The sequence below is a fragment of the Solwaraspora sp. WMMA2101 genome (genome assembly GCF_049179175.1).
Classification (GTDB): domain Bacteria; phylum Actinomycetota; class Actinomycetes; order Mycobacteriales; family Micromonosporaceae; genus Micromonospora_E.
Genome location: NZ_JBMHMA010000006.1, coordinates 4525430 through 4546009, shown reverse-complemented (window position 1 = coordinate 4546009; position 20580 = coordinate 4525430). Strand labels below are relative to the sequence as shown.

The window sequence follows — 20580 nt, the reverse complement described above, 5'->3', positions numbered from 1 at the left end:
GAGTCTTGCGTCGTGGCCCGGCGCGGCCGAAGGTGGTTACTCGACGGCGGTCGGGGCACCGCCGCAGGCAGACACGACGACGGGGAGTACGGATTGCAGGCGGATCTGCAGCGCATCGTGGACACCGTCGCTGCCCGGGTCGGCCGACCGGCGTTGATCGAGGACCGCCGCCAGCGGGTCGTGGTCTACAGCGAACACAGCGGCCCGATGGACGACGTACGCCGCGACTCGATCCTGCGCCGGCACACCGCCGCCGAGGTCGTCGCCTGGTTCCGCGACATCGGCATCATGACGGCCCGTGCACCGGTCCGCACCCCGGCCTGCCCCGAGCTGGAGCTGCTGCCCCGGGTCTGTGTGCCGGTTCGGCACCGGGACCTGCTGCTCGGCTTCGTCTGGTTCATCGACGCCGACGGCACCATGTCCGACACCGACATCGCCGCCGCCGTGGAGGCCGCCGCCGACCTGGCGTTCGCGCTCTACCGTACGAACCTGATCGGCGAGCTGGCCTCGCAGCGGGAGGCCGAAGCCGCCCGTACCCTGCTGTCCGACTCGCCCGACATCCGCGACGAGGTGGTCCGCTCGCTGCTGTCCGACGGCGTCGTCACCAGCGACGGCCGCAGCACCGCGCTGGTCGCCCAACCGGTGTCGGCCCCCGGTCAGGCACTCGACGAGACCACCCGGATCGCCCTGGAACAGGCCCTGGTCGCCACCCGACGCTGGGTCGGCACCCGGGAGGCCCTGCACCTGGTCCGGCACGACCACGGGGTGCTGCTGCTACGCGACGCGCGGTCGACCGGGCGGGGCTCACCGCCGGCGACCGCCACCCAGCTGAGCAGCGCCCTGGCGACCGTCACCGACCGGCTCGCCCCGGTGCAGCGGGTCGTCGTCGGACTCGGCCAGCCACGGCCCCGCCTCGCCGACACCGTGCACTCCTACGCGGAGGCGCTGCAGGCTGCCCGGGTCGGGGTCCGGCTACCGGCACTCGGCCCGGTGGTCGCCTGGGCCAACCTGGGCATCTACCGGCTGTTGTCGCAGCTGGACGAGGATCAGCTGGACGTCGCCGGGGTGCATCCCGGGCTGGCGCGGATGCTGCGCGACGACACCCACCGGGTGCTGCTGGAGACCCTGGAGGTCTACCTGGACCTGGCCGGCAACGCGCACGCCGCCGCCGAGGCGCTGCGCCTGCACCGGACCACGCTCTACTACCGGCTGCAGCGGGTGGAGCAGCTGGCCGACACCGACCTCAAGGACGGCAACGAGCGGCTCTGCCTGCATCTGGCGTTGAAACTGCACCGGCTGGCCCGGCCGGCCCAGGGCGGCGGTTGACCGGCCGGCCCGACGCGGCGGTTGACCGGCCGGGCCAGCCGACGGATCAGCCGATCAGGGTGACCCGGTAGTCGAACGTGGTGCCGGTGACCGTGTACGTGGCGGTCTGCCCGTTCACGCAGTACGACACGAAGCCACTCGGCGTACGGGTGGCACCGGCGACCGCGTCCACCACCGGGCGGACGTCGGCGCCGACCGGCAGCGCCGTGGTGGTCAGGTCGATCACCCGCCACTGGTTGATCGGGTACGTGTCGGTGGCGGACGTCTGCAGACCGGTGCTGGTGGCTACCTGGAACGACATCACGAAACCGGCGTTGTTGACCACCGCGACCCGTTGCACACAGGGCTCGGCCTGGGCGCTCGCGGGCGAGGGCACGGCGACCGCTGCTGCGGTCGCGACCAGTGCCCCGGCCACCGCACCACCGGCGAGACGAGAGATTTTCATCATTGGGTCCCTTCCTGCTCGGCTCCGACACCGGCCGACATCCCCGGTGGACCGGGTGACGCCGGCCGGTGTCGCTGTCGCATAGGGACCTACCCGCGAATTCGATCGTCACACATCGTTGTCTGCCTCCGGTGCGGCATCGAAGGACCAGCTGTAGACCACCTGCCCGTCCTCGTCGACACCATCGGCCCGGCGGTACGTCGCCCGTGCCGGCACGTTGTCGACGTCGGTGATCACCCACATCCCGAAACAGCCCCGCGTGCGCGCCAGCTCCGCCAGGGCCTCGACCAACGCCGTGCCGATCCCCCGACCCTGGTACGCGTCGTCGACGCCCAGTTCGTACAGGAACATCTCGGTGCCCTTGTCCGGGTGGGTCGTCTCCACCCCGGTGACCATCCCGGCCGGCACCCCGTCGTCGACGTAGGCGACCAGCAGGTGGTGCCGCTCGTCGGCGAGGAACCGCTCGGTCGCCGCCGGCTGCGGCGCGTCGTCGAACAGCGCGCCAGCGGCCAGTACCTCCGCCACCGTGGTGACCCGTCGGATCCGCATGCGACTGATTGTGCCGTACCGGTGCTGCCGGTCAGCCCCACCAGTTGACGGTCAACTGGTCCGGGGCCACGCTGTCGGTGGCCCGTGGCGTCCAGTAGAAGACGTACGGCCGCTGCGGGCCGATACCCGCGTCGGTGACGGCGACCGCCGACCCGCAGCCCGGCTGACCGGGCACCGCCCGGGTACCGTCCTGGTTCGACCAGGTCCACCGGCTGTCGGCGACGTACCAGTTCACCGAGATCGGCCCGCCGATCTTCATGTGGTCGCAGATGAACACGTACGGCCGCTGGTCGGCGCCGGGCCGGTCCGCGACGGTGAGCACCCCGGCCGGCGCGGGCGCGAGAGCCGACGGCTGCGGACCCTGGTGGTCGGCCCACGCCCACTGACCACCACCGGCGTACGACAACGCGTAGACCCCGTGCGCCCACTGGCCGACGAAGACCCAGGGTCGGACCAGCCCGGTCCCGGCGTCGGTGGTGGTGGTCACCCCGAGACCGGTCAGGATGCTGCCCGGGCTCCCCCGGTCGCTCCACGACCAGCGGGAGCCGTCCCAGCCGAGCTGCCACACCCGGCGGTACGGCTCGATCACGAACAGCTGCGGGAACTCGGGTGCGTCCGGCGCGTACCGCATGACCGCCGCCCCGACCGGTGCCAGTCGGTACGTCGGGTCGGCCAGCGGGTTGCCGTGATCGGACCACTGCCACCGCAGCCCGGTCCACCAGGCCGACCAGGCCCGGTGGGCACCGGCGCCGTCGACGGCGTCGACGAACACGTACGGCCGCTGCGGCGCACCGGGGCCGTCGCGGACGGCCACCACACCGAGCGCGACGGCGATCTCGGCACCGGGCGGGGCGCCGAGGTCGCTCCACGTCCAGTTGGCCCCGTCCCACCAGCGGCACCAGAGCCGACCGTCGGCGACGACGAACACGTACGGCCGGGCCGCCGAGTCGGCGCCGTCGCGGACGGTGACCGCGCCGGCGGCCGTCACCTCGGCGGCGTCCTGCGGTACGCCGTGCCAGCTCCACCGCCACCGGCCGGCGACGAGTTCGGCGCCGTACAGCTGTCCGTCGATCAGGTTGAACACCGCCGGTCGCTGCTGCCCGCCGGGCTGGTCGTCGACGGCGAGCGCGCCGACCAGCTGGGCGGAGCGCGCCTCGGGCACCGGGTTGCCGACCGCCGTGACATGCCACTTGCCGACGACGTCGGCGGGCGCGGCGGGCGGCACCCACCAGCTGACCATCAGGTGGCCGACCTGGTCGTCGTCGGCGCCCGGTGACCAGTAGTAGACGAAGGGCCGCTGTGGGCCGGACGCCGTATCCCGGACCGTCGTCGCCGCGCCGCAGCGCGGCCAACCCGGCGCCGCTTTGGTCCCCGGCAGTTCGGTCCACTGCCATCCGGTGCCGTCCCACCAGTTCGCCCGGACCGGGCCGGCCGTGATGGCGTCGCAGATGAACAGGTACGGCCGGGAAGCGCTGGTCGGGCTGTCGGTGACGCTGACCGCTCCGGCTGACACCGGCAGCTGCACGTCGTAGTAGGGCAGGTCCTGGTCGGACCAGGTCCACCGGGGGCCGACCGTCGGATACGACAGCGAGTAGAGGCCGTAGACGACGCCGGTGAAGGCGATCGGTGCGACCGTCGCGCCGGCGGGCGCGGCGGCGGTGGTCACGTCGAGCCCGACGGTGGGCTGCGGGCCGGCCGGCCCCACCCCGTGGTCGGTCCACCGCCAGCCGCTGCCGTCCCAGCCGTTTCGCCACACCTCGCCCTCGCCGGTGACGACGAACGCCTGCGGCCACTGTGGGTTCTCCGGGGCAAGCTGGATCAGGCCGACGCCGACCCCGGTGGTGTACTGCGGGTGGACCACGTCGGGGGTGCCGAGACCCTCCCACCGCCACCGGGCACCGGTCCACCAGTTCAGCCAGAGCTGCCCGCCGGTGCCGAGGACGAACACGTACGGCCGCTGTGCCGCGCCCGGGGCGTCCGCGACGGCGACGACGCCGACCCCGTTGGTGACGGCCGCCCCCGGTGGTGCGCCGAGGCCCGACCAGTTCCAGCTGCCCCCGTCCCACCAGCGACTCCACAGCTGGCCGTCGGCGGTACGGAGGAAGACGTGCGGTCGGGCCGGTGACGCCGGGCTGTCCCGTACGGTGATCGCGCCGATGCCGCCGGCGATCGGGCTGCCGCTCGGCGGCACCCCGAGCGGCACCCAGCTGCGGCCGCCGGTGACCAGCGTCAGGTACAGCGCGCCGTCGACGACGGTGAACACGTACGGCTGCTGCGCCCCGCCGGGGTGGTCGTCGACGGTGACCGCGCCGACCACCTCGGCCCGGTCGACCTTCGGGGTGGGGGTGCCCAGGTCGGCGACGAGCCACTGACCGGCGGAGGCGTCCGACGCGCCGCCGGTCGCGGTCGCGGTCGCGGTCGCCACCGCCGCGGTCGCTGTCGCGGTCGCCGGGGGCGGTGGGGCGGCGAAGGTGAGCGCGGCGGCCAGCGTCGCGGCGGCGGTGACGACGGCTTTCGGCCGCTGAGTCCGGGACGGTACGCGCACGACCACCAGCTCCTCGGTGGGATCCGCACGAACGGATGAGTCCACAATAGTCAACACATCGACATCCGCGACAGCGTTCGACCGGGTCGATGTTCGCCGGCGAATATCCGCCCGGTGCCCGGACGCCGGGTGGCACGATGGCGTCATGATGACGATCGGCATGCTCGGCGGCATGAGCTGGGAAAGCAGCGCCCACTACTACCGGCTCGCCAACGAGCTGGTCCGCGACCGCCTGGGTGGGCACCACTCGGCGCGGTGCGTGCTCTACTCGGTCGACTTCGCCGACATCGAGCGCCGGCAGGCGGCCGGCGAGTGGGACGAGGCCGCCGACCTGCTCGCCGACGCGGCCCGGCGGGTCGAGGCGGCCGGCGCCGACCTGCTGCTGCTGTGCACCAACACCATGCACAAGGTCGCCGACCGGGTCGCCGCCGCGGTCGACATCCCGCTGCTGCACATCGCCGACGTGACCGCCGAGGCGGTCCGCGCGCACGGGCTGCACACCGTCGGTCTGCTCGGCACCGCGTTCACCATGGAGCAGGACTTCCTGCGGGACCGGCTGGCCAGCCATGGACTGACCGTCCTGGTGCCGGAGGCCGAGGACCGCAAGATGGTCCACTCGGTCATCTACGACGAACTGTGCCTCGGCGTGGTGAACGAATCGTCCCGGGCCAGGTACCTGAAGGTGATCGAGCGGCTGATCGCGGCCGGCGCGCAGGGCGTGATCCTCGGCTGCACCGAGATCGAGCTGCTGGTCCGCCAGGAGGACACCCCGCTGCTGCTGTTCCCGACCACCCGCCTGCACGTCGCAGCCGCCGTCGACCAGGCGGTCGCCGCCGACCAGACGGTCGCCGCCTGAGCCGATCCGGGCGGGCCGGGACCGGCCGAGCTGATCCGGACAGGCTGGCACCGGCCGAGCTGATCCGGACAGGCCGGCACCGGCCGAGCCCCCGGCGGGTGGACACCCGCCGGGGACCTGCGGCGGTGCGGCTCAGACGGTCCGGGCCAGCCGGTCGGCGAGCAGCTTGGCGAACCTGGCCGGGTCGTCCAGCTCGCCGCCCTCGGCCAGCAGCGCGGTGCCGTACAGTAGCTCGGCGGTCTCGACCAGCGCCGGATCGTCGCCGCGCGCGTCGTGTGCCTCGCGCAGGCCGGCGACCAGCGGGTGGGTCGGGTTCAACTCCAGGATCCGCTTGACCTTCGGCCCGTCCTGACCCATCGCCCGGTACATCCGCTCCAGCGCCGGGGTCATGTCGCCGGCGTCACCGACCAGGCAGGCCGGCGAGGTGGTCAACCGGCTGGACAGCCGGACCTCCTTGACGTGGCTGTCGAGGGTCTTGCCGAGCCAGGTCAGCAGCGACGCGTACGTCTGCTTCTGCTCCTGCCGCTGCGGGTCGGCCTCGTCGGCCTTGTCGTCGCCGTCCAGGTCGACCTGGCCCTTCGCGATCGACCGCAACTTCTTGCCGTCGTAGTCGGCGACCGATTCGACCCACATCTCGTCGACCGGGTCGGTGAGCAGCAGGACCTCGTACCCCTTGGCGGTGAAGGCTTCCATGTGCGGCGAGTTCTCGATCATCGTGCGGGACTCGCCGGTCATGTAGTAGATGTCCTCCTGGCCGTCGGGCATCCGCTCGATGTAGCTGGCCAGGGTGGTCAACTGCTCCGGGTCGTTGGTCGAGGCGAACGACGAGATGTCCAGGATCGCCCGCTGGTTGTCGAAGTCGTTGAGCAGCCCTTCCTTGACGGCCCGGCCGAGCTGGGTCCAGAAGGTGCGGTAACGGTCGGCGTCGCGCTCCATCAGCTCCTTGAGCGCGGAGAGCACCTTCTTGACCAGTCGACGGCGGATCAGCTGGATCTGCCGGTCCTGCTGGAGGATCTCCCGGCTGATGTTCAACGACAGGTCCTGCGCGTCGACGACTCCCTTGATGAAACGCAGGTACTCGGGGACCAGCGCCTCGCAGTCGTCCATGATGAAGACCCGTTTGACATACAACTGCACGCCGCGCTTCGCGTCCCGCATGAACAGGTCGAACGGCGCCTGCGCCGGCACGAACAGCAGCGCTTCGTATTCGAAGGTGCCTTCGGCCTTCCAGTGGATGATGTCGAGCGGGTCGTTCCAGTCGTGGCTGACGTGCTTGTAGAACTCCTTGTACTCGTCGTCGGTCACCTCGGAGCGCGGCCGCGCCCAGAGCGCCTTCATCGAGTTGAGGGTCACCACCTCGCTGGTGGTCTCCCCCTCGGCCTCGCCGGGACGTTCGGTGGTCATCCGGATCGGCCAGGCGATGAAGTCCGAGTACCGCTTGACGATCTCCCGGATCTTCCATTCGTCGGTGTAGTCGAAGAGCTGGTCCTCGGTGTCCTCCGGCTTGAGGTGCAGGGTGACCGTGGTGCCCTGCGGGGCCTCGTCGACCGACTCGATGCTGTAGGTGCCTTCGCCGGAGGACTCCCAGCGGGTCGCGGTGCTCTCGCCGGCCCGGCGGGTGGTCAGGACGACCCGGTCGGCGACCATGAAGGTGGCGTAGAACCCGACGCCGAACTGTCCGATCAGATCCTGCGACGCGCCGTCCTTGGACTCCTTGAGTTTGCGCAGCAGCTCGGCGGTGCCGGACTTGGCGATCGTGCCGATCAGGCTGACCACCTCGTCGCGGGACATCCCGATGCCGTTGTCGCGCACCGTCAGGGTCCGCTGCCCGCGGTCGGTCTCGACGTCGATGTGCAGGTCCGAGGTGTCGACCTGAAGATCCTTGTCGATCAGCGCCTGCAACCGCAGCTTGTCCAGCGCGTCGGAGGCGTTCGAGATCAACTCACGCAGGAAGATGTCCTTGTTCGAGTAGATCGAATGGACCATCAGCTGCAGGAGCTGACGCGCCTCCGCCTGGAATTCGCGCGTCTCAACCCCGGTGCTCACTTGGGTTCCCTCCCTGGAGACGGACTGGTGTCGGAAGCCTCGCTTCCGTCAGGGAGAAGCGTCGCTTCCTCGGAGAGAATCGTACGGTCCGGGCCTGCCGGGTAGACGGCGGTCTCGGTGGCTTTCACGCTCGCCCAGATCTGTTCGCCCGGGTGCAGTCCGAGGTGCGCGGCCCCGGCCGTGGTGACATCGACGCCGACGGTGACCGGCCCGGTCAGCTCCACCCGCAGCCGGTCGCCGTTGGGGACGAGCGCGGCGACCGTCGCCGGCCAGGTGTTGCGGGGGCTGCCGTCCGGGCGCTGCCGGTAGAGCGCGACCGCCGCCGGTGGGAAGGCGACGAACACCTCGCCGTGCTGGGGCTCCCCGACGAACAGGGTGAAGCCGTCGGCCAGGGTGACGGTGGTGCCGGCGGCCCGACCCCGGTAGAGGTTAAGCCCGACCAGCCGGGCCACGTAGTCGGTGCGGGGCCGGGCGGTGACGGTGGCGGCGTCACCGGACTGCACCAGTTCCCCGTCCTCGATGATCAGCATCCGGTCGGCGAGCACCATCGCGTCCAGCGGGTCGTGGCTGACCAGGACCGCCACGCCGGGGTGCGCGGCGAGGTGCTGGCGCAGGTGGGCGCGGGTCGCCAACCGGGTCCGGGCGTCGAGCGCGGCGAGCGGCTCGTCGAGCAGCAGCAACTGCGGCCGTACGGCGAGTGCACGGGCCAGCGCGACCCGCTGCGCCTGCCCGCCGGAGAGTTCCCGGGGCCGCCGCCGCGCGTACCCGGACAGCCCGACCCGGTCCAGCCAGCCGGCTGCCTCGTCGCGGGCGACCCGACGCGGCACCCCGTGGCTGCGGGGCCCGAACGCGACGTTGTCCAGCACGCTCAGGTGCGGAAAGAGCAGATAGTCCTGGAAGACCACGCCGATGGACCGGTGCTCCGGGGCGAGGAAGGTACGCCGGGCCGGCTCGTCCCAGGGCCGGCCGCCCAGGCGCAGGTGGCCGCCGCGCAGCGGCTGCAGGCCGGCGAGGGCCCGCAGCGCGGTGGTCTTACCCGCTCCGTTGGGCCCGAGCAGGGCCACGACCTCTCCGGCGGCGGCGGTCAGCCGCAGATCGAGGGTGAAGCCGGCCCGGCGCACCAGCAGGTGCGCGTCGAGGGACACCGCCGTCTGGTCCGTGGTCACCGGCGCCTGGTCCGGGGTCACCGCAGCCCACCCACCCAGCGGTCGCGCAGCCCGGCCAGGATCGCCACCGAGACGACCAGCAGCAGCAGGCTGAGCACGATCGCGGCTTCCAGGTCCTGCTCCAGGGCAAGGTAGACGGCGAGCGGCATGGTCTGCGTACGGCCGGGGAAGTTGCCGGCGAAGGTGATGGTGGCGCCGAACTCGCCGAGCGCCCGCGCCCAGCACAGCACCGACCCGGCGGCGATCCCGGGTGCGACGATCGGCAGGGTGACCCGGCGGAACGTGGTCCACCGGCCGGCGCCGAGGGTGGCGGCGGCCTCCTCGTAGCGGGGGTCGGCCCCGCGCAGCGCTCCTTCGACGGCGATGATCAGGAACGGCATGGCGACGAACGCCTCGGCCAACACCACGGCGGCGGTGGTGAACGGCACGGTGACGCCGAAGGTGGTGTCGAGCCAGCCGCCGACCAGCCCTCGCCGGCCGTAGACGAGCAGCAGCGCGAGACCGCCGACCACCGGCGGCAACACCAGCGGTACGGTGACCAGCGCGCGGATCGCTCCTCGGCCCGGGAAGCGGGTACGGGCCAGCAGCCAGGCCAGCGGCACGCCGAGCAGCAGGCACAATCCGGTGGCGGCGGTGGCGGTCAGCAGCGACAGCCGCAGCGCGTCGAGGACTCCGGGCGCGGTGAGGCGCTGCGGCAGTTCGGTCCAGGGCGTCCGCAGCAGCAGGCCGACCAGCGGCAGCATCAGAAAGATCAACCCGGCCAGGGCGGGCAGGGCGAGGAAGACCGGCAGTGAACCGCGCTGCCGAACCCCGCGTCCGGGATGTGGGTAGGCCGCCACACGCGCGGCCGGCCCGGAGTCGCTGTCGCCGGGCGCGATGTCGTCTGGATGTTGGCGCCGCTTAGCAGTCATAGGAGTCCCGAGGATGGCCGACCGTGGTGTCGGTGGCTGTTCAGACGGCCCGCGCCGGCCGTACACGTTCACGCGCCCGGAGGTCAACTCGCCGGCCCGGTGCCGTCAATGCCGGTTCGGAGACGGCACCGTTCTTTGACCGGGGCCGACAGTCCAGGTCGAAGATAGCCGAGCCGACCTGGGTGTGGCCGCCCGCCCGCGTCGCGGTACGGGCACCGGCGGCTGTCTTGATCAACGGCCGATAGGCACCTCCGGTCAGTAGCCCCTTTTATCGGATATAGCGCAATATCAGACCTTACGTAGGGTATACAGGCTTTAGTAGCTAGTTACGGCTTAGAGAGCATCTAGTGCATCTTGCTGACGTTGGGGGGGGATTGATGCTTGGCTACAGCACTATGTCCGCAGTGGCCCCCACCGTGCCCGTCCTCGATCCGGACCGGCCGCAGGGCCCGACTGACAGCCGGCTCATCGGCGTCACGACCCGCGACGATGGCTCGCATCGTCGGACTCGCGGCGAGCGGGTACTGGTCATCGAGGGAGCTGGGCCGGATACCCCTACCGACCGTCTGGACGACGAGTTCGACGTCGCGATCCGGCTCCGTGGACCGGTCGATCCGGAAGCCCTGCCGGGCCTGTTGGCCAGCTGTCGGCCGGAGCTGCTGCTGTTGAAGCACTCCCTCGATAACATCGACGTGCGGGTGCTCGCCGCCTGCCGGGCGTACCGGATCCCGATCCTCGTTCTCGCCCGGCCGGTCTACGGACTGCTGCGACCGGCCCGCCTGCGACGCCACGGGGGCCTGCCGTGGTTCCAGCTGCGACCGGGTCCAGGCGGCTGCACGGCGGCGTACGCCAAACGGGTACTGGATCTCGTCCTGGTCATCGCCGCGGCTCCACTCCTGCTCCCTCTGATGTTGATCATCGGGGTCGCGGTCGCTATGACCGGAACACCCCTCTACGTGCAGACCAGGGTGGGTGCCGGCGGCAAACCCTTCCGGCTGATCAAGTTTAGAACGATGCGCGTCGATGCCGAATCCGAAACCGGGCCCACGTTGGCCACCGCTGACGACAGCCGGATCACCAGGCTCGGCCGGATACTTCGGCGTACCCGGCTCGACGAACTTCCGCAGCTGTGCAACGTCGTTCGCGGCGAGATGAGTCTGGTGGGCCCGCGACCCGAACGGCCCGAGTTCATCGACGACTTCCGCCGGCTGCCGCACTATCACCTCCGACAGCTCAGTCGGCCAGGTCTGACCGGCATCGCCCAGCTGACCAACGGGTACACGGCGACCGCCGAGGACAAGCTGCGATGTGACTTGCTCTACCTCCACTGCTGGTCGCTGCGGCTGGACCTGACACTGCTCCTACTCACCGTCGTGGAGCTCCTTCGAGGATTTCCACGTGGCTGACCCGTCGACCCCGGCGCACCACCGGGTGGCGCGCAACACCGCCAGCATGGTGACCGGGCGGCTGATCGTCACCGCAGTCGGGCTGGTGACCTTGCCGCTCGTGTACCAGCGGCTCGGCGACGAGGAGTTCGGCGTCTGGGTACTGCTGACGGCCGCTGTCGCCGTGCTCGCCATTTTCGATCTGGGACTCGGCTCGGCGATGGTGCGTGAAGTCGCGCGAGCCGGTGTCGACCCGGTGCCGGGGCGGCTCCGTGCCGTCCTCGGTCTCGGCATCGGCTGGGCGGTCTGTCTCGCCGTCCTGGCGCTGGCCGCGCTGGCGGCGTCCTGGCCGTGGATCGACAAGCTGCTGCAGCTGGGCGAGACCGCTGACGAGGCGCGCCGGGCGATGCTGTGGATGCTGTTGGGGCTCTTTTTCGGCGGGGTGGAACTCCCCTGGCGCGCGGTCTTGGAAGGCAACCAACGCCACGGCCTGGTCGCCTGGATCGGTGCTGGCGTCGCGCTCGTCGCCGGGGTGCTGACCGTCGTGCTGCTACGGATGGGCGTTGGCCTGGTCGGCCTGGCGGTCGTAACCGCCGTCACCGGCGGCCTGCGTACCGCCCTGACCGTCGCGGCCGCCCGGCGGTACGGTCCGACGTACGCGCCACGGTTGCGGGACGTACGCCGTCAGGATCTGCATGTCGTCAGCGGCTACGGGCTGCGGGTGCAGGCGACGAGTGCCGCCGGCGTCGTCAACACCGAACTCGACCGCTTCCTGCTCGGCGGGTTCTTCGATCCCGCCACGGCAGGGCACTTCGACCTGGGCACCCGGCTGCTGAACCTGCTACGGCTGCCCCCGGGGTTCGCGCTGATCGCCATGTTTCCGACGGCTGTCGCGGGAGCGGCCCGGGCGGGAACAGCCTGGCTCGACGACTTCTACCTGCGAACCACCCGGCGTCTGGCCGTCTTCCTGGCACCGTGTACCGCAGCAGTGGTAGTGTCCGCCGACCCACTGGTACGGCTATGGATCGGGCAGCCGGTGCCCTGGGCAGCGGCGAACCTCGCCGTACTCGCTCCGGCGTACGCGCTCAATCTCGCCCTCGGCGCGGCCACCGTCGTGACCCGCGCCGAAGGCCGCCCAGGACGCGAGACCCGATACATCTTGCTGTCAATTGTGCTGAACGCCGTCCTGACCGTGCCGCTACTGTGGCTGTACGGGCCGATCGGGGTCTCGGCGGCGACGTCGCTGGCGATTGCCACGGCCTCGGCCTACTACCTGTGGCACTTCCACCGAGCCACCCGGCGACCCGTCACACCCGTCATGCGGATCCTCGTCACGGCGGCCGCCGTGGGAACCGTCGCCGCCGCCGTGACCAGTGTCGCGGCCGGACACCTGCCGGACGGTGCCGGCCGGATGGACGCGGCATGGGCGGTGTGCTGCCGGACCGGCGTCGTCCTGCTGGTCTCGGCGGCGGTGCTGGTCGTCTTCCGGCTCGCCGGGCCGGTGGCCGGGACAGGTCGACCCCGCCACCCCGATCACGACATCGACGCGAGGGCCGGCGCCGCCGACACCATCGACGCACGGGCCGGGGTTCGGTCGGCCGACGAGGTGAGCAGCTCATGAGTGCCGTCCGACCTACCTGCCTGGTCTGCGGACCCTACCCGGTCAGCGAACCGATTTTCGGTGGGCAGTTGCGTCAGTGCCTGGCGTGCGGATTCGCGTGGACGGTGACCGCCGCCGAGCCGACGCCGGAGCTGTACGACGACGCCTACTTCGACGGCGGCGGATACGAGAACTACTTCCTGCCCGCACCGCGACGATTCGAAGCCGGTCGTCGGTTGCGCTGGCTTCGCGCCGTGGCCCGGCCCGACTCATTGCTCGAGGTCGGACCAGCGGGCGGGTTCTTCCTGGAAGCCGCTCGTCGATACGGCATGAAGGTCTACGGCGTCGAACTCTCGGCGACAGCGGCCCGGTACGCCCGCGACTGCCTGCGCCTTCCGGTCCAGCAAGGCAGTTTCGAGTCCGTGACGCCACCGCACCGGATGGACGCCGTCTGCGCGTTTCACGTACTCGAGCATGTGGCGGATCCATGGCAATTCCTCGCGACCGCGCGATCGGTGCTGCGTCCCGGTGGCGCGCTGGTCCTCGAAGTCCCCAACATCGCATCGGCATCGGCGCGTCGGCTCGGCGACCGATGGCCCGGGCTCCAGCCCGAATACCACCGATGGCATTTCTCACCGAATTCGTTGGCACGGCTGGTCACGACGGCGGGGTTTCGGCTACTGCGACAGGACACCGCCACCTTCCGCTACTACATGCCGTTTCGGTATCAACTGCGGCACGCCCACCGCATCTTGCCGGAGCACGTGATTTCCATGCGTTCGCTGCGCACGGTCCATCCGCTACGGGGCGACTTGATCCGTCTGGTGGCCCTGTCGACGAACGGTACGGAACGGGAGAATCAATGATCACAGGGGAAAAGCTGATCTCCGGCTGTCGACTGTGCGGGGCAGACACCGCCGGCGAACCAATCACCGATGGACTGTTGCGGCGATGCCCCAGCTGCCAGTTCGTCTGGACCGCCAGCGACCTGCCGCCGCCCGAACAGCTGTACGACAGCGCCTACTACGAAACCGACGGCTACCAGGACTACTTCACCTCAGCCAGGCAACGGCGTTACGAATCGATTCGACGGCTGCGCTGGTTGCGTTCACGCGTGCGGCCGGCGACCCTCCTCGAGGCAGGATCGGCCGGCGGCTATTTCCTGCGAGCGGCCCGCGACGCCGGAATCGACGCTCGTGGCGTCGAGGTGTCGGACGCCGCGGCCAGCTTCGCCCGCGAGCAGCTCCGCGTACCGGTACGGACACTGCGGTTCGAGGACCACGAGCAGCCCGTTCCGGTAGACGTGGTGTGCGCCTTCCACGTACTCGAGCATGTAACCGATCCATGGCGGTTCCTCGACGCCGCGCGGGCCGCGCTGCCGCCGGGGGGATGGCTGGCGCTCGAAGTGCCCAACATCGCCTCGGCGGCGGCCCACCGACTCGGCAGTGCCTGGCCGGCCATCGCACCCGAATACCACCGTTGGCACTTCACCCCAGCCTCGCTCGCCCGATTGTTGACCGACTGCGGATTCGACGTGGTCGCCCGGGACACCACCTTTTCACGCTTCTACTGGCAGGCACCAGCACGGCTGCGAAACGTCCGCAACCTGCTGTTCGCGGACTTCGCTGCCAGCAGATCCCTCCGGGTCACCCATCCCGGTCTTGGTGACCTGCTCCGGGTCTTCGCGCGACGGTCGGGAGACGGCAGAACCGTCGACAGCCTCCAGGCTCGTCCGAGGCCCAGCCAACGGTCCATCCACGAGAGGAAGCACCCGTGAGCTCCGTGACGTTGTCCATCCTGTTGGTCAGCTGGAACACTCGGGACGAGACCGAGGCATGTCTCGACTCGATACCCGTCGGGATCAGTAGCGACGTACGGTACGAGATCGTCGCGGTCGACAACGGCTCGTGTGACGGGTCGGCCGAACTGCTTGCCAGCTATCCGAAGGTGCGGCTGCTTCGCAACGACCACAACATCGGATTCGCCGCTGCGGTCAACCAGGCCTACCGGCACGCCGAGGGCAAGCTGATCCTGCTACTCAACAGCGACGTGCGAATGCATCCCGGCACGCTGAGCACGATGATTGAGTATCTGCGTCAGAACCCAGACGCAGCCGGAGTCAGTCCACTCTACCTCAACCCGGACGGAACCTTCCAACAGCACTACGTTAACCTGCCGAGTTTCGCCGCGACAATTGCCCTCGCCACTTCCCTTCGCCGCCTCCCGGGTTTTCGCCACGCGCTGCACCGGTTCCAGATGCGCGGCGAGGATTTCAGCCGCCCGCGACAGCTGGCATCCGGCAGCTGCCTCTTGCTACGCCGTACCGTCCTCCCAACAGACTGGATATTCGACGAACGCTTTCCGATCTACTGGAACGACGCCGTACTCGCCCGTACCCTGCAGGACGCCGGCCACCGGCTGTGGATGATCCCGCACGCGGCGGTGACGCACAGCAGAGGCGCGTCGTGTCGCAGACTCGGACCGACGATCCGGCAGAGACACCTGCTCGGCAGCATGATCGGCTTCCTCGCGCTGACCGAGCCCCGCTACAAACTGATCGTGTTCCGGGCAGTGGCGCTTGGTGACCATGTCGTCAAACGACTGTGCAACCGTCCCGTCACCCTGGGGCTGGGCGATCTGCGAGCGGCGTTGCGCGGCGACGTCGGCCCCCTGCCCGACGGAGACATCCGCGACTGGTGGGTGACCTTCGACGCGGAGCAGCCGGCCGATGGACGCGGCACACGTCCACCCCGCGATCCGGTCACCGGTCCGACCGCCACGGCGGAACAGCCGGGCACGAGGATCCTGCACCTGCGGTCAGCGCCCCGGGCACTGCCGCGCTGGAGGCTGACGGTGCGAACCGAGGACAAGGACGTCTGGTACGCGACACTGTCCTCGGTGCTCCCCTTCGGTGCCCAGTCCCGATGGATCGACCGGCTCAACTTACGAATCGGCGCCGGCCAGGTGCGCCGATGGTTGGATCGGCAAGCCGGTGCCCGCGTGCTGCACCTCGCCGACGATCGGGGTGCGGCGATGATCGGCTACCTCGGCGAAGACGAGGTGCGGCAGAGTCCCGCCCCGCAGCCGGATCGAGTCCATGCCTGACGGTCCTCGGCCGGTCCCGCTGGTGGCCCGACCACGTACCACCAACGGGACCGACCCACCACGGCAGCGTTCCCAGGGGCCCGGTGACTGGGTGGTGATGTTCAGCGCCAGTCCCTGGCACGTCGGAGCCCACCGCCAGCACGCCCTGGCCCGGCAGATCGCCGTCGACCGCAGGGTGCTCTTCGTGGATCCGCCCGGGCAGCGGCCGAAATGGCGAACGTCCGTCGCGCAGGTCGAGCGCAACGTGTGGCTGGCCACGCCGCCCGCCGTACTGCCCCTCGGCCGACAGGTGTCGCCGGCGAATGTAATCAACCGACGGTGTGGCGCGTACCTGATACGACGTTGGCTCGACGATCGTCCGGGCAACCGGCTCCTGTGGATCGACGACGACCTGGCGGCGGCGGTCGTGGGCCGTCTCGGCGAGCACGCCGTGGTCTACGACGCGACCGACTTGGACTGGACGTTCACCCGGCCCTGGAACCGGTACCACCTGCGCCGAGCGCTGCGTGACGCGTTATCCGCCGCCGACCTCGTCCTGGTCTCTTCCTCGGCGCTGCCCCAGCGTATGCCGCTCGGGAATCGACCAGCCGTGGTCCTGCCCAACGGCTGCGATCCGGAACTGTTCACTCCGGACGGCCCGGTCGCGACATGGTCCACCCGGCTACGCCGGCCGGTCGTCGGCTACATCGGCGCGGTCGACACGCGGGCATTCGACGCCGACCTGGTGGCGCGGATCGCTACGGCCCGCCCCGATTGGACCTTCGTACTCGCCGGTCCGGTGACTGACGGTGGTCGGAGCCCGCTCGACGGGCTCCGCAACGTCGTACTCACCGGTCCGGTCGCCTTCGCCGAGGTGCCCGGTATCCTACGGGGATGTGACGTCACGATCATTCCCTACCGGATCGGCGGGTTGATCGACTACGTCCACCCCAAGAAGTGCTTCGAGTACCTAGCGGTGGGCAAGCCCGTGGTCGCCACCCCGCTGCCGGCGTTGCGAGAGATCGACGCCCCGATCCAGCTCGCCACCGGGCCACAGCGGTTCGTGGCCGCGATCGAGGAGGCGCTGCGGACGGCGCACTGCCCCACGGAGGTGGCCCGGCGCCGCGCGGTAGCCGCCAGCAACAGCTGGGCGGCCCGGGGCGCCCAGCTACGCACCCTGCTCACCGATCTGGCGGGGTCGGCCCGGTGAGACTGAGGTACGGGCTCTACACCGCGCCGTTGTCGATTCTGTTCGCCACGGCGATCGTCGCGGCGACAGCGGCCTCACCGAGCACGCTCGGTGCCCTGTCGGCGGCCGCCGCGCTCTGTTGCGCGGCGTTCGTCCTGTGGCCCTGGGCCGTCCTGCCGGTCAGCATCCTCGGCGGATCGATCGCCGGGGTAATGATCGGGGGTGGTGACGTGGCGACCATAGTCATGGCCCACGCCGCCATCCTGAGCGCCGGCGGCGTCGCGCTGCTCCTCAGGATGGCGGCGAACGTCGAGCCGGTCCGTCGTAGCGCGGCTGATCTGCCGATGCTCGGCCTCACACTGTTGGTCCTAATGGCTGCCGTCTACGGTCTCGCCCTCGGCAACCCGCCGCGCGACGTACTCGTCGGCACCTACCAGATCGTCATCATCCCACTCGTTTTCTGGATCGCGGTACAGACACTCGCCGAGCCACGTCGACAACGCGCGGCCGCACTCCTCTACCTGGTGCCGACGGTCGCGCTCACCGTGACGGCCATGGCCACGTCGAGCCGGACCGGCGGGTTGGTCGCCCTTCTCGGGATACCGCCGCTGATCGTGCTGGCTGGGCGTACCCGTGGCTGGAGCCGTGCCGGTTTCGCGGTGGTCGCCGGTCTGCTCCTGGTCGACGTGGCCCTGTCGATGTACCGAGCCCTGTGGTTGGCCGCGACGGTCGCGTTGGGCATGATGCTGATCTGGGGAGGGCGGATACTGCACCGCGGGATCGCGGCGACCGTCACCGTCGCCGTAGCGGGCGTCGCTCTGCTCTCCCTGGGATCGGACCTCGGTGAACACCTCGGCACCCTGCAACGGGAACTACAGGAATCGTCTGGTTACCGGGGCCCGGAGTCCGCCGTGGGGCTGAGCGCGTTCGCGGAACAGCCGCTGGTGGGCGGCGGACTGGGCCAGTCGGTGCGGGACATCTATCTCCCCGACTTCACCCGGGGCGATGTCGGGCCGGTCTATCACGCCTTTTATGTGACGGTACTCGCGAACATCGGAATCCTCGGCTTGATCTCGGTGATCTGGCCGCTCTACCAGACAATTCGGGATGGATTCCTGTATCGTGACGGAATGAAATTCGGCTTTGCCGCCCTCACGTGCGGATTCCTGGTCGGCGCCGCTTTCGCCGGTCCGACCGCCGGCCATTGGGAGCTCGGACTACTCCCCGCACTCACCCTAATCACGGGAAACGCGAAAGTCCTTCGACACATCACACTCGACGGGTCAAAGACATGACCACACCGAACGCGACCGCCGTCGTCGTGACGTACAACTCCGAACAACATATCCGGGCCAATCTGCGGGCGCTCGACAACAGTCACCTACCGATAGTCGTCGTCGACAACGCGTCTCGCGACTCCACCGTGTCGATCGTACGGTCGGAGTTCCCAGGCGTGTCACTGCACGCCAACACCGTCAACGTCGGATTCGCGACCGCGGTCAATCAGGCGATCACCGACGTCCGAACGGACGTTGTCCTTCTGGTGAACCCTGACTGCGTCTGTCCGTTGTCGACAGTTGAGGCGTTGCTTGACACACTCGACGATCATCCGACGACGGCGATCGTAGGTCCTCGGATTCGCCACCCCGACGGCCGGGTCGCCATCAGCGCCCACCCCTTCGAATCACTGGCCACTGTTGTCGCCAGCCGCTTCGGCGGCAGCCTGCTGCCGGTCGGACTACGCCGGTTGATGTCCGGCAACGCTCGTCGGACGGCGTACGACGCGTGCCGCGACTACCGTCACCCGGTACATGTCGACTGGGTCTCCGGAGCGTGCATGGCCGTCCGAACCGATCTGCTGCGCAGGATCGGCGGACTCGACGAGGGATACTTCCTCTACTACGAGGACGAGGAACTCTGCTTGCAGGCGTGGCGGAACGACGAAGCGGTCATGTATCTACCCGGGGTCGAGGCCGTACACGTCGGCGGCGGCAGCAGCAACGACCCTACCCGGAGCTGGCCTCATCTGTACCAAAGCATGTTGCGCTTCTTCGCGCTCAACCAACCGTCGACCCTGACCGCCGTACGGGTCGCCGTGCTGCTACGTGCCGCACTCGGCATCGGCCTGGCCGGAATCCGGCTTCCCGTGCAACCCCGAGCAGGAGTGGCTCGCGTCTGGGCATGGTCGAGCATATCCCGCATCGCGCTTTCCAGACAGCCCGAGAAATCATGGAGAAACAAATGCACGTGATGATCAGCGCAGTCGGGGCACGGACAGAGCACTGGATCGAGTTGTTCGCCGCCCTCGGAAGTCGATCCGACACGACGGTGACGTTGGTAGCCGCCGATGTGTCCGACGTCACCCGTACCGAACTCGGCAGGCTATCGGAGCGTTATCCACGATTCCACCATCATATCGTCCCTCACGCGCTCAGTGAGCAGCACACCGGCCACATGGCATCGGTACTCTTTCGGACCGGCGTGAGCCGGTATCCGCGCTACCGGCCAGACGTCCTGCATGTCATCGGAGAGGCCGCCTACCTGTCCACCTGGCAGGTCATCCGGGCATGTCGTCGACGCTGGCCCAGCATTCCGGTCTCACTGTACGCCGCGCAGAACATCGTGATCAAATTTCCGGTTCCTTTTCCCTTTATCGAACGGCAGACGTATCGGCGTATCGATCACGCGTTCCCGATCACCCCGGCCGCGCTGTACGTGCTCCGCGCGAAGGGATACGCCGGTGCCGCGTCGCTGGTGCCGTTGGGGGTGGACACGGACCTCTTCACGCCACGGCGGACACAGCGGGCCGACGGTCGCTTCACCGTAGGCTTCGTCGGACGGCTGGAGCACCACAAGGGTGTATCCGATCTCCTGCGCGCGACAGAGTCGATCGACTGTGACGCCGTGTTCATCGGTACGGGCACGTTGGCGGAGCTGGTGGAACAGGCTGCCCGGCGACGTCCCGGCCGTGTCACGCTGCACTCCTGGGCACATCACGACGATCTACCCGACCACCTCGGCCGAATGGACGTCCTGGCGCTTCCCTCCATCGAGGTCGTGCAGCGCAACGTCCTCCCCTGGGTGGGTATCCCGTTGCGCGAGCAATTCGGTCGGGTACTGGTCGAGGCGATGGCCTGCGGGATCCCGGTCGTCGGCAGCGATGTCGGCGAGATCCCGTACGTGGTCGGCGACGCCGGCCTCACCTATCCCGCCGGCGACTGGACCGCCCTAGCCGACCGGCTCGCCAGGCTGCGGGACGACCCGCGTCTGCGCGCAACGCTGTCCGCCAACGGCTTACGACAGGCGACGGAGCGCTTCAGCTGGGGACGAGTCGCCAACGCGATGTGCGAGGTATGGCACGAGCTCGCCGCGGTCGGTGGTCGGCCGCCGGCGGTGGTTTCCCCCGGCGCCGGCCCGGCACTACGGCCACAGCCCACGCGAAAGAACGTGTCATCCCAATTGGAGGCGAAGCAATGAT

The 20580-nt window shown here is 69.6% G+C and carries 17 protein-coding genes; 11 read left to right on the top strand and 6 right to left on the bottom strand.

Annotated features, from left to right (window positions below):
* Positions 1–93: 93 nt before the first annotated feature.
* Complete coding sequence (locus tag ACN28F_RS21690; RefSeq protein ID WP_289209754.1) at positions 94–1326, top strand: PucR family transcriptional regulator; 1233 nt, start codon at positions 94–96, stop codon at positions 1324–1326.
* Positions 1327–1372: 46 nt separating this feature from the next.
* Here the strand turns inward: ACN28F_RS21690 and ACN28F_RS21685 are convergent, their stop codons facing one another.
* The 3 genes from ACN28F_RS21685 to ACN28F_RS21675 all read right to left on the bottom strand — a co-directional run bounded on the left by ACN28F_RS21685 (position 1373) and on the right by ACN28F_RS21675 (position 4865).
* A complete protein-coding gene (locus ACN28F_RS21685; protein WP_289209753.1) occupies positions 1373–1771 on the bottom strand; it encodes a hypothetical protein in 399 nt (132 codons plus the stop codon).
* 108 nt (positions 1772–1879) lie between these two features.
* Positions 1880–2320 (bottom strand): GNAT family N-acetyltransferase, encoded by a 441-nt coding sequence (locus ACN28F_RS21680; RefSeq protein WP_289209752.1) that lies wholly within the window; start codon positions 2318–2320, stop codon positions 1880–1882.
* Positions 2321–2351: 31 nt separating this feature from the next.
* Positions 2352–4865 carry a hypothetical protein gene (locus ACN28F_RS21675; protein WP_421359444.1) on the bottom strand — a complete coding sequence of 838 codons (2514 nt, stop codon included), beginning with the start codon at positions 4863–4865 and terminating at the stop codon, positions 2352–2354.
* A gap of 145 nt (positions 4866–5010) precedes the next feature.
* Between ACN28F_RS21675 and ACN28F_RS21670 the strand changes: the two genes are divergently transcribed.
* A complete protein-coding gene (locus ACN28F_RS21670) occupies positions 5011–5721 on the top strand; it encodes an aspartate/glutamate racemase family protein (RefSeq protein ID WP_289209750.1) in 711 nt (236 codons plus the stop codon).
* A 132-nt stretch (positions 5722–5853) separates the two neighbouring features.
* On the opposite strand, the gene htpG is transcribed toward ACN28F_RS21670, so the two are convergent.
* Genes htpG through ACN28F_RS21655 form a run of 3 tightly spaced genes read right to left on the bottom strand, consistent with a single transcriptional unit; the run spans position 5854 to position 9844 of the window.
* A complete protein-coding gene (gene htpG / locus ACN28F_RS21665) occupies positions 5854–7767 on the bottom strand; it encodes a molecular chaperone HtpG (RefSeq protein ID WP_421359442.1) in 1914 nt (637 codons plus the stop codon).
* Positions 7764–8954 carry an ABC transporter ATP-binding protein gene (locus ACN28F_RS21660; RefSeq protein ID WP_421359440.1) on the bottom strand — a complete coding sequence of 397 codons (1191 nt, stop codon included), beginning with the start codon at positions 8952–8954 and terminating at the stop codon, positions 7764–7766. The genes htpG and ACN28F_RS21660 overlap by 4 nt, the downstream gene beginning before the upstream one ends.
* Positions 8951–9844, bottom strand: a complete 894-nt coding sequence (locus tag ACN28F_RS21655) for an ABC transporter permease (protein WP_289209747.1) — start codon at positions 9842–9844, stop codon at positions 8951–8953. Before ACN28F_RS21655 ends, ACN28F_RS21660 begins: the two co-directional genes overlap by 4 nt.
* Before the next feature lie 404 nt (positions 9845–10248).
* Here ACN28F_RS21655 and ACN28F_RS21650 point away from each other — a divergent pair, with 404 nt between their 5' ends.
* The 9 genes from ACN28F_RS21650 to ACN28F_RS21610 are packed head-to-tail and all read left to right on the top strand — an operon-like array spanning position 10249 to position 20579.
* Entirely contained in the window at positions 10249–11250 is a 1002-nt protein-coding gene (locus ACN28F_RS21650) for a sugar transferase (protein WP_289209746.1), read from the top strand.
* Positions 11243–12850: a lipopolysaccharide biosynthesis protein gene (locus ACN28F_RS21645; RefSeq protein WP_289209745.1), complete on the top strand. Its 1608-nt coding sequence runs from the start codon at positions 11243–11245 to the stop codon at positions 12848–12850. The genes ACN28F_RS21650 and ACN28F_RS21645 overlap by 8 nt, the downstream gene beginning before the upstream one ends.
* Positions 12847–13695, top strand: coding sequence for a class I SAM-dependent methyltransferase (locus ACN28F_RS21640; RefSeq protein WP_289209744.1), 849 nt, complete (start codon positions 12847–12849; stop codon positions 13693–13695). Before ACN28F_RS21645 ends, ACN28F_RS21640 begins: the two co-directional genes overlap by 4 nt.
* Positions 13692–14606 carry a class I SAM-dependent methyltransferase gene (locus tag ACN28F_RS21635; protein ID WP_421359437.1) on the top strand — a complete coding sequence of 305 codons (915 nt, stop codon included), beginning with the start codon at positions 13692–13694 and terminating at the stop codon, positions 14604–14606. The genes ACN28F_RS21640 and ACN28F_RS21635 overlap by 4 nt, the downstream gene beginning before the upstream one ends.
* Positions 14603–15934, top strand: a complete 1332-nt coding sequence (locus ACN28F_RS21630; protein ID WP_289209742.1) for a glycosyltransferase family 2 protein — start codon at positions 14603–14605, stop codon at positions 15932–15934. The genes ACN28F_RS21635 and ACN28F_RS21630 overlap by 4 nt, the downstream gene beginning before the upstream one ends.
* Complete coding sequence (locus tag ACN28F_RS21625) at positions 15927–17123, top strand: glycosyltransferase (RefSeq protein WP_289209741.1); 1197 nt, start codon at positions 15927–15929, stop codon at positions 17121–17123. The genes ACN28F_RS21630 and ACN28F_RS21625 overlap by 8 nt, the downstream gene beginning before the upstream one ends.
* 29 nt (positions 17124–17152) lie before the next feature.
* A complete protein-coding gene (locus tag ACN28F_RS21620) occupies positions 17153–18397 on the top strand; it encodes an O-antigen ligase family protein (protein WP_289209740.1) in 1245 nt (414 codons plus the stop codon).
* The gene (locus ACN28F_RS21615; RefSeq protein ID WP_289209739.1) at positions 18394–19353 is read left to right on the top strand and encodes a glycosyltransferase family 2 protein; all 960 of its coding nucleotides are present in this window, start codon (positions 18394–18396) and stop codon (positions 19351–19353) included. Before ACN28F_RS21620 ends, ACN28F_RS21615 begins: the two co-directional genes overlap by 4 nt.
* Entirely contained in the window at positions 19284–20579 is a 1296-nt protein-coding gene (locus tag ACN28F_RS21610; protein ID WP_421359434.1) for a glycosyltransferase family 4 protein, read from the top strand. Before ACN28F_RS21615 ends, ACN28F_RS21610 begins: the two co-directional genes overlap by 70 nt.
* Position 20580: the final 1 nt, after the last annotated feature.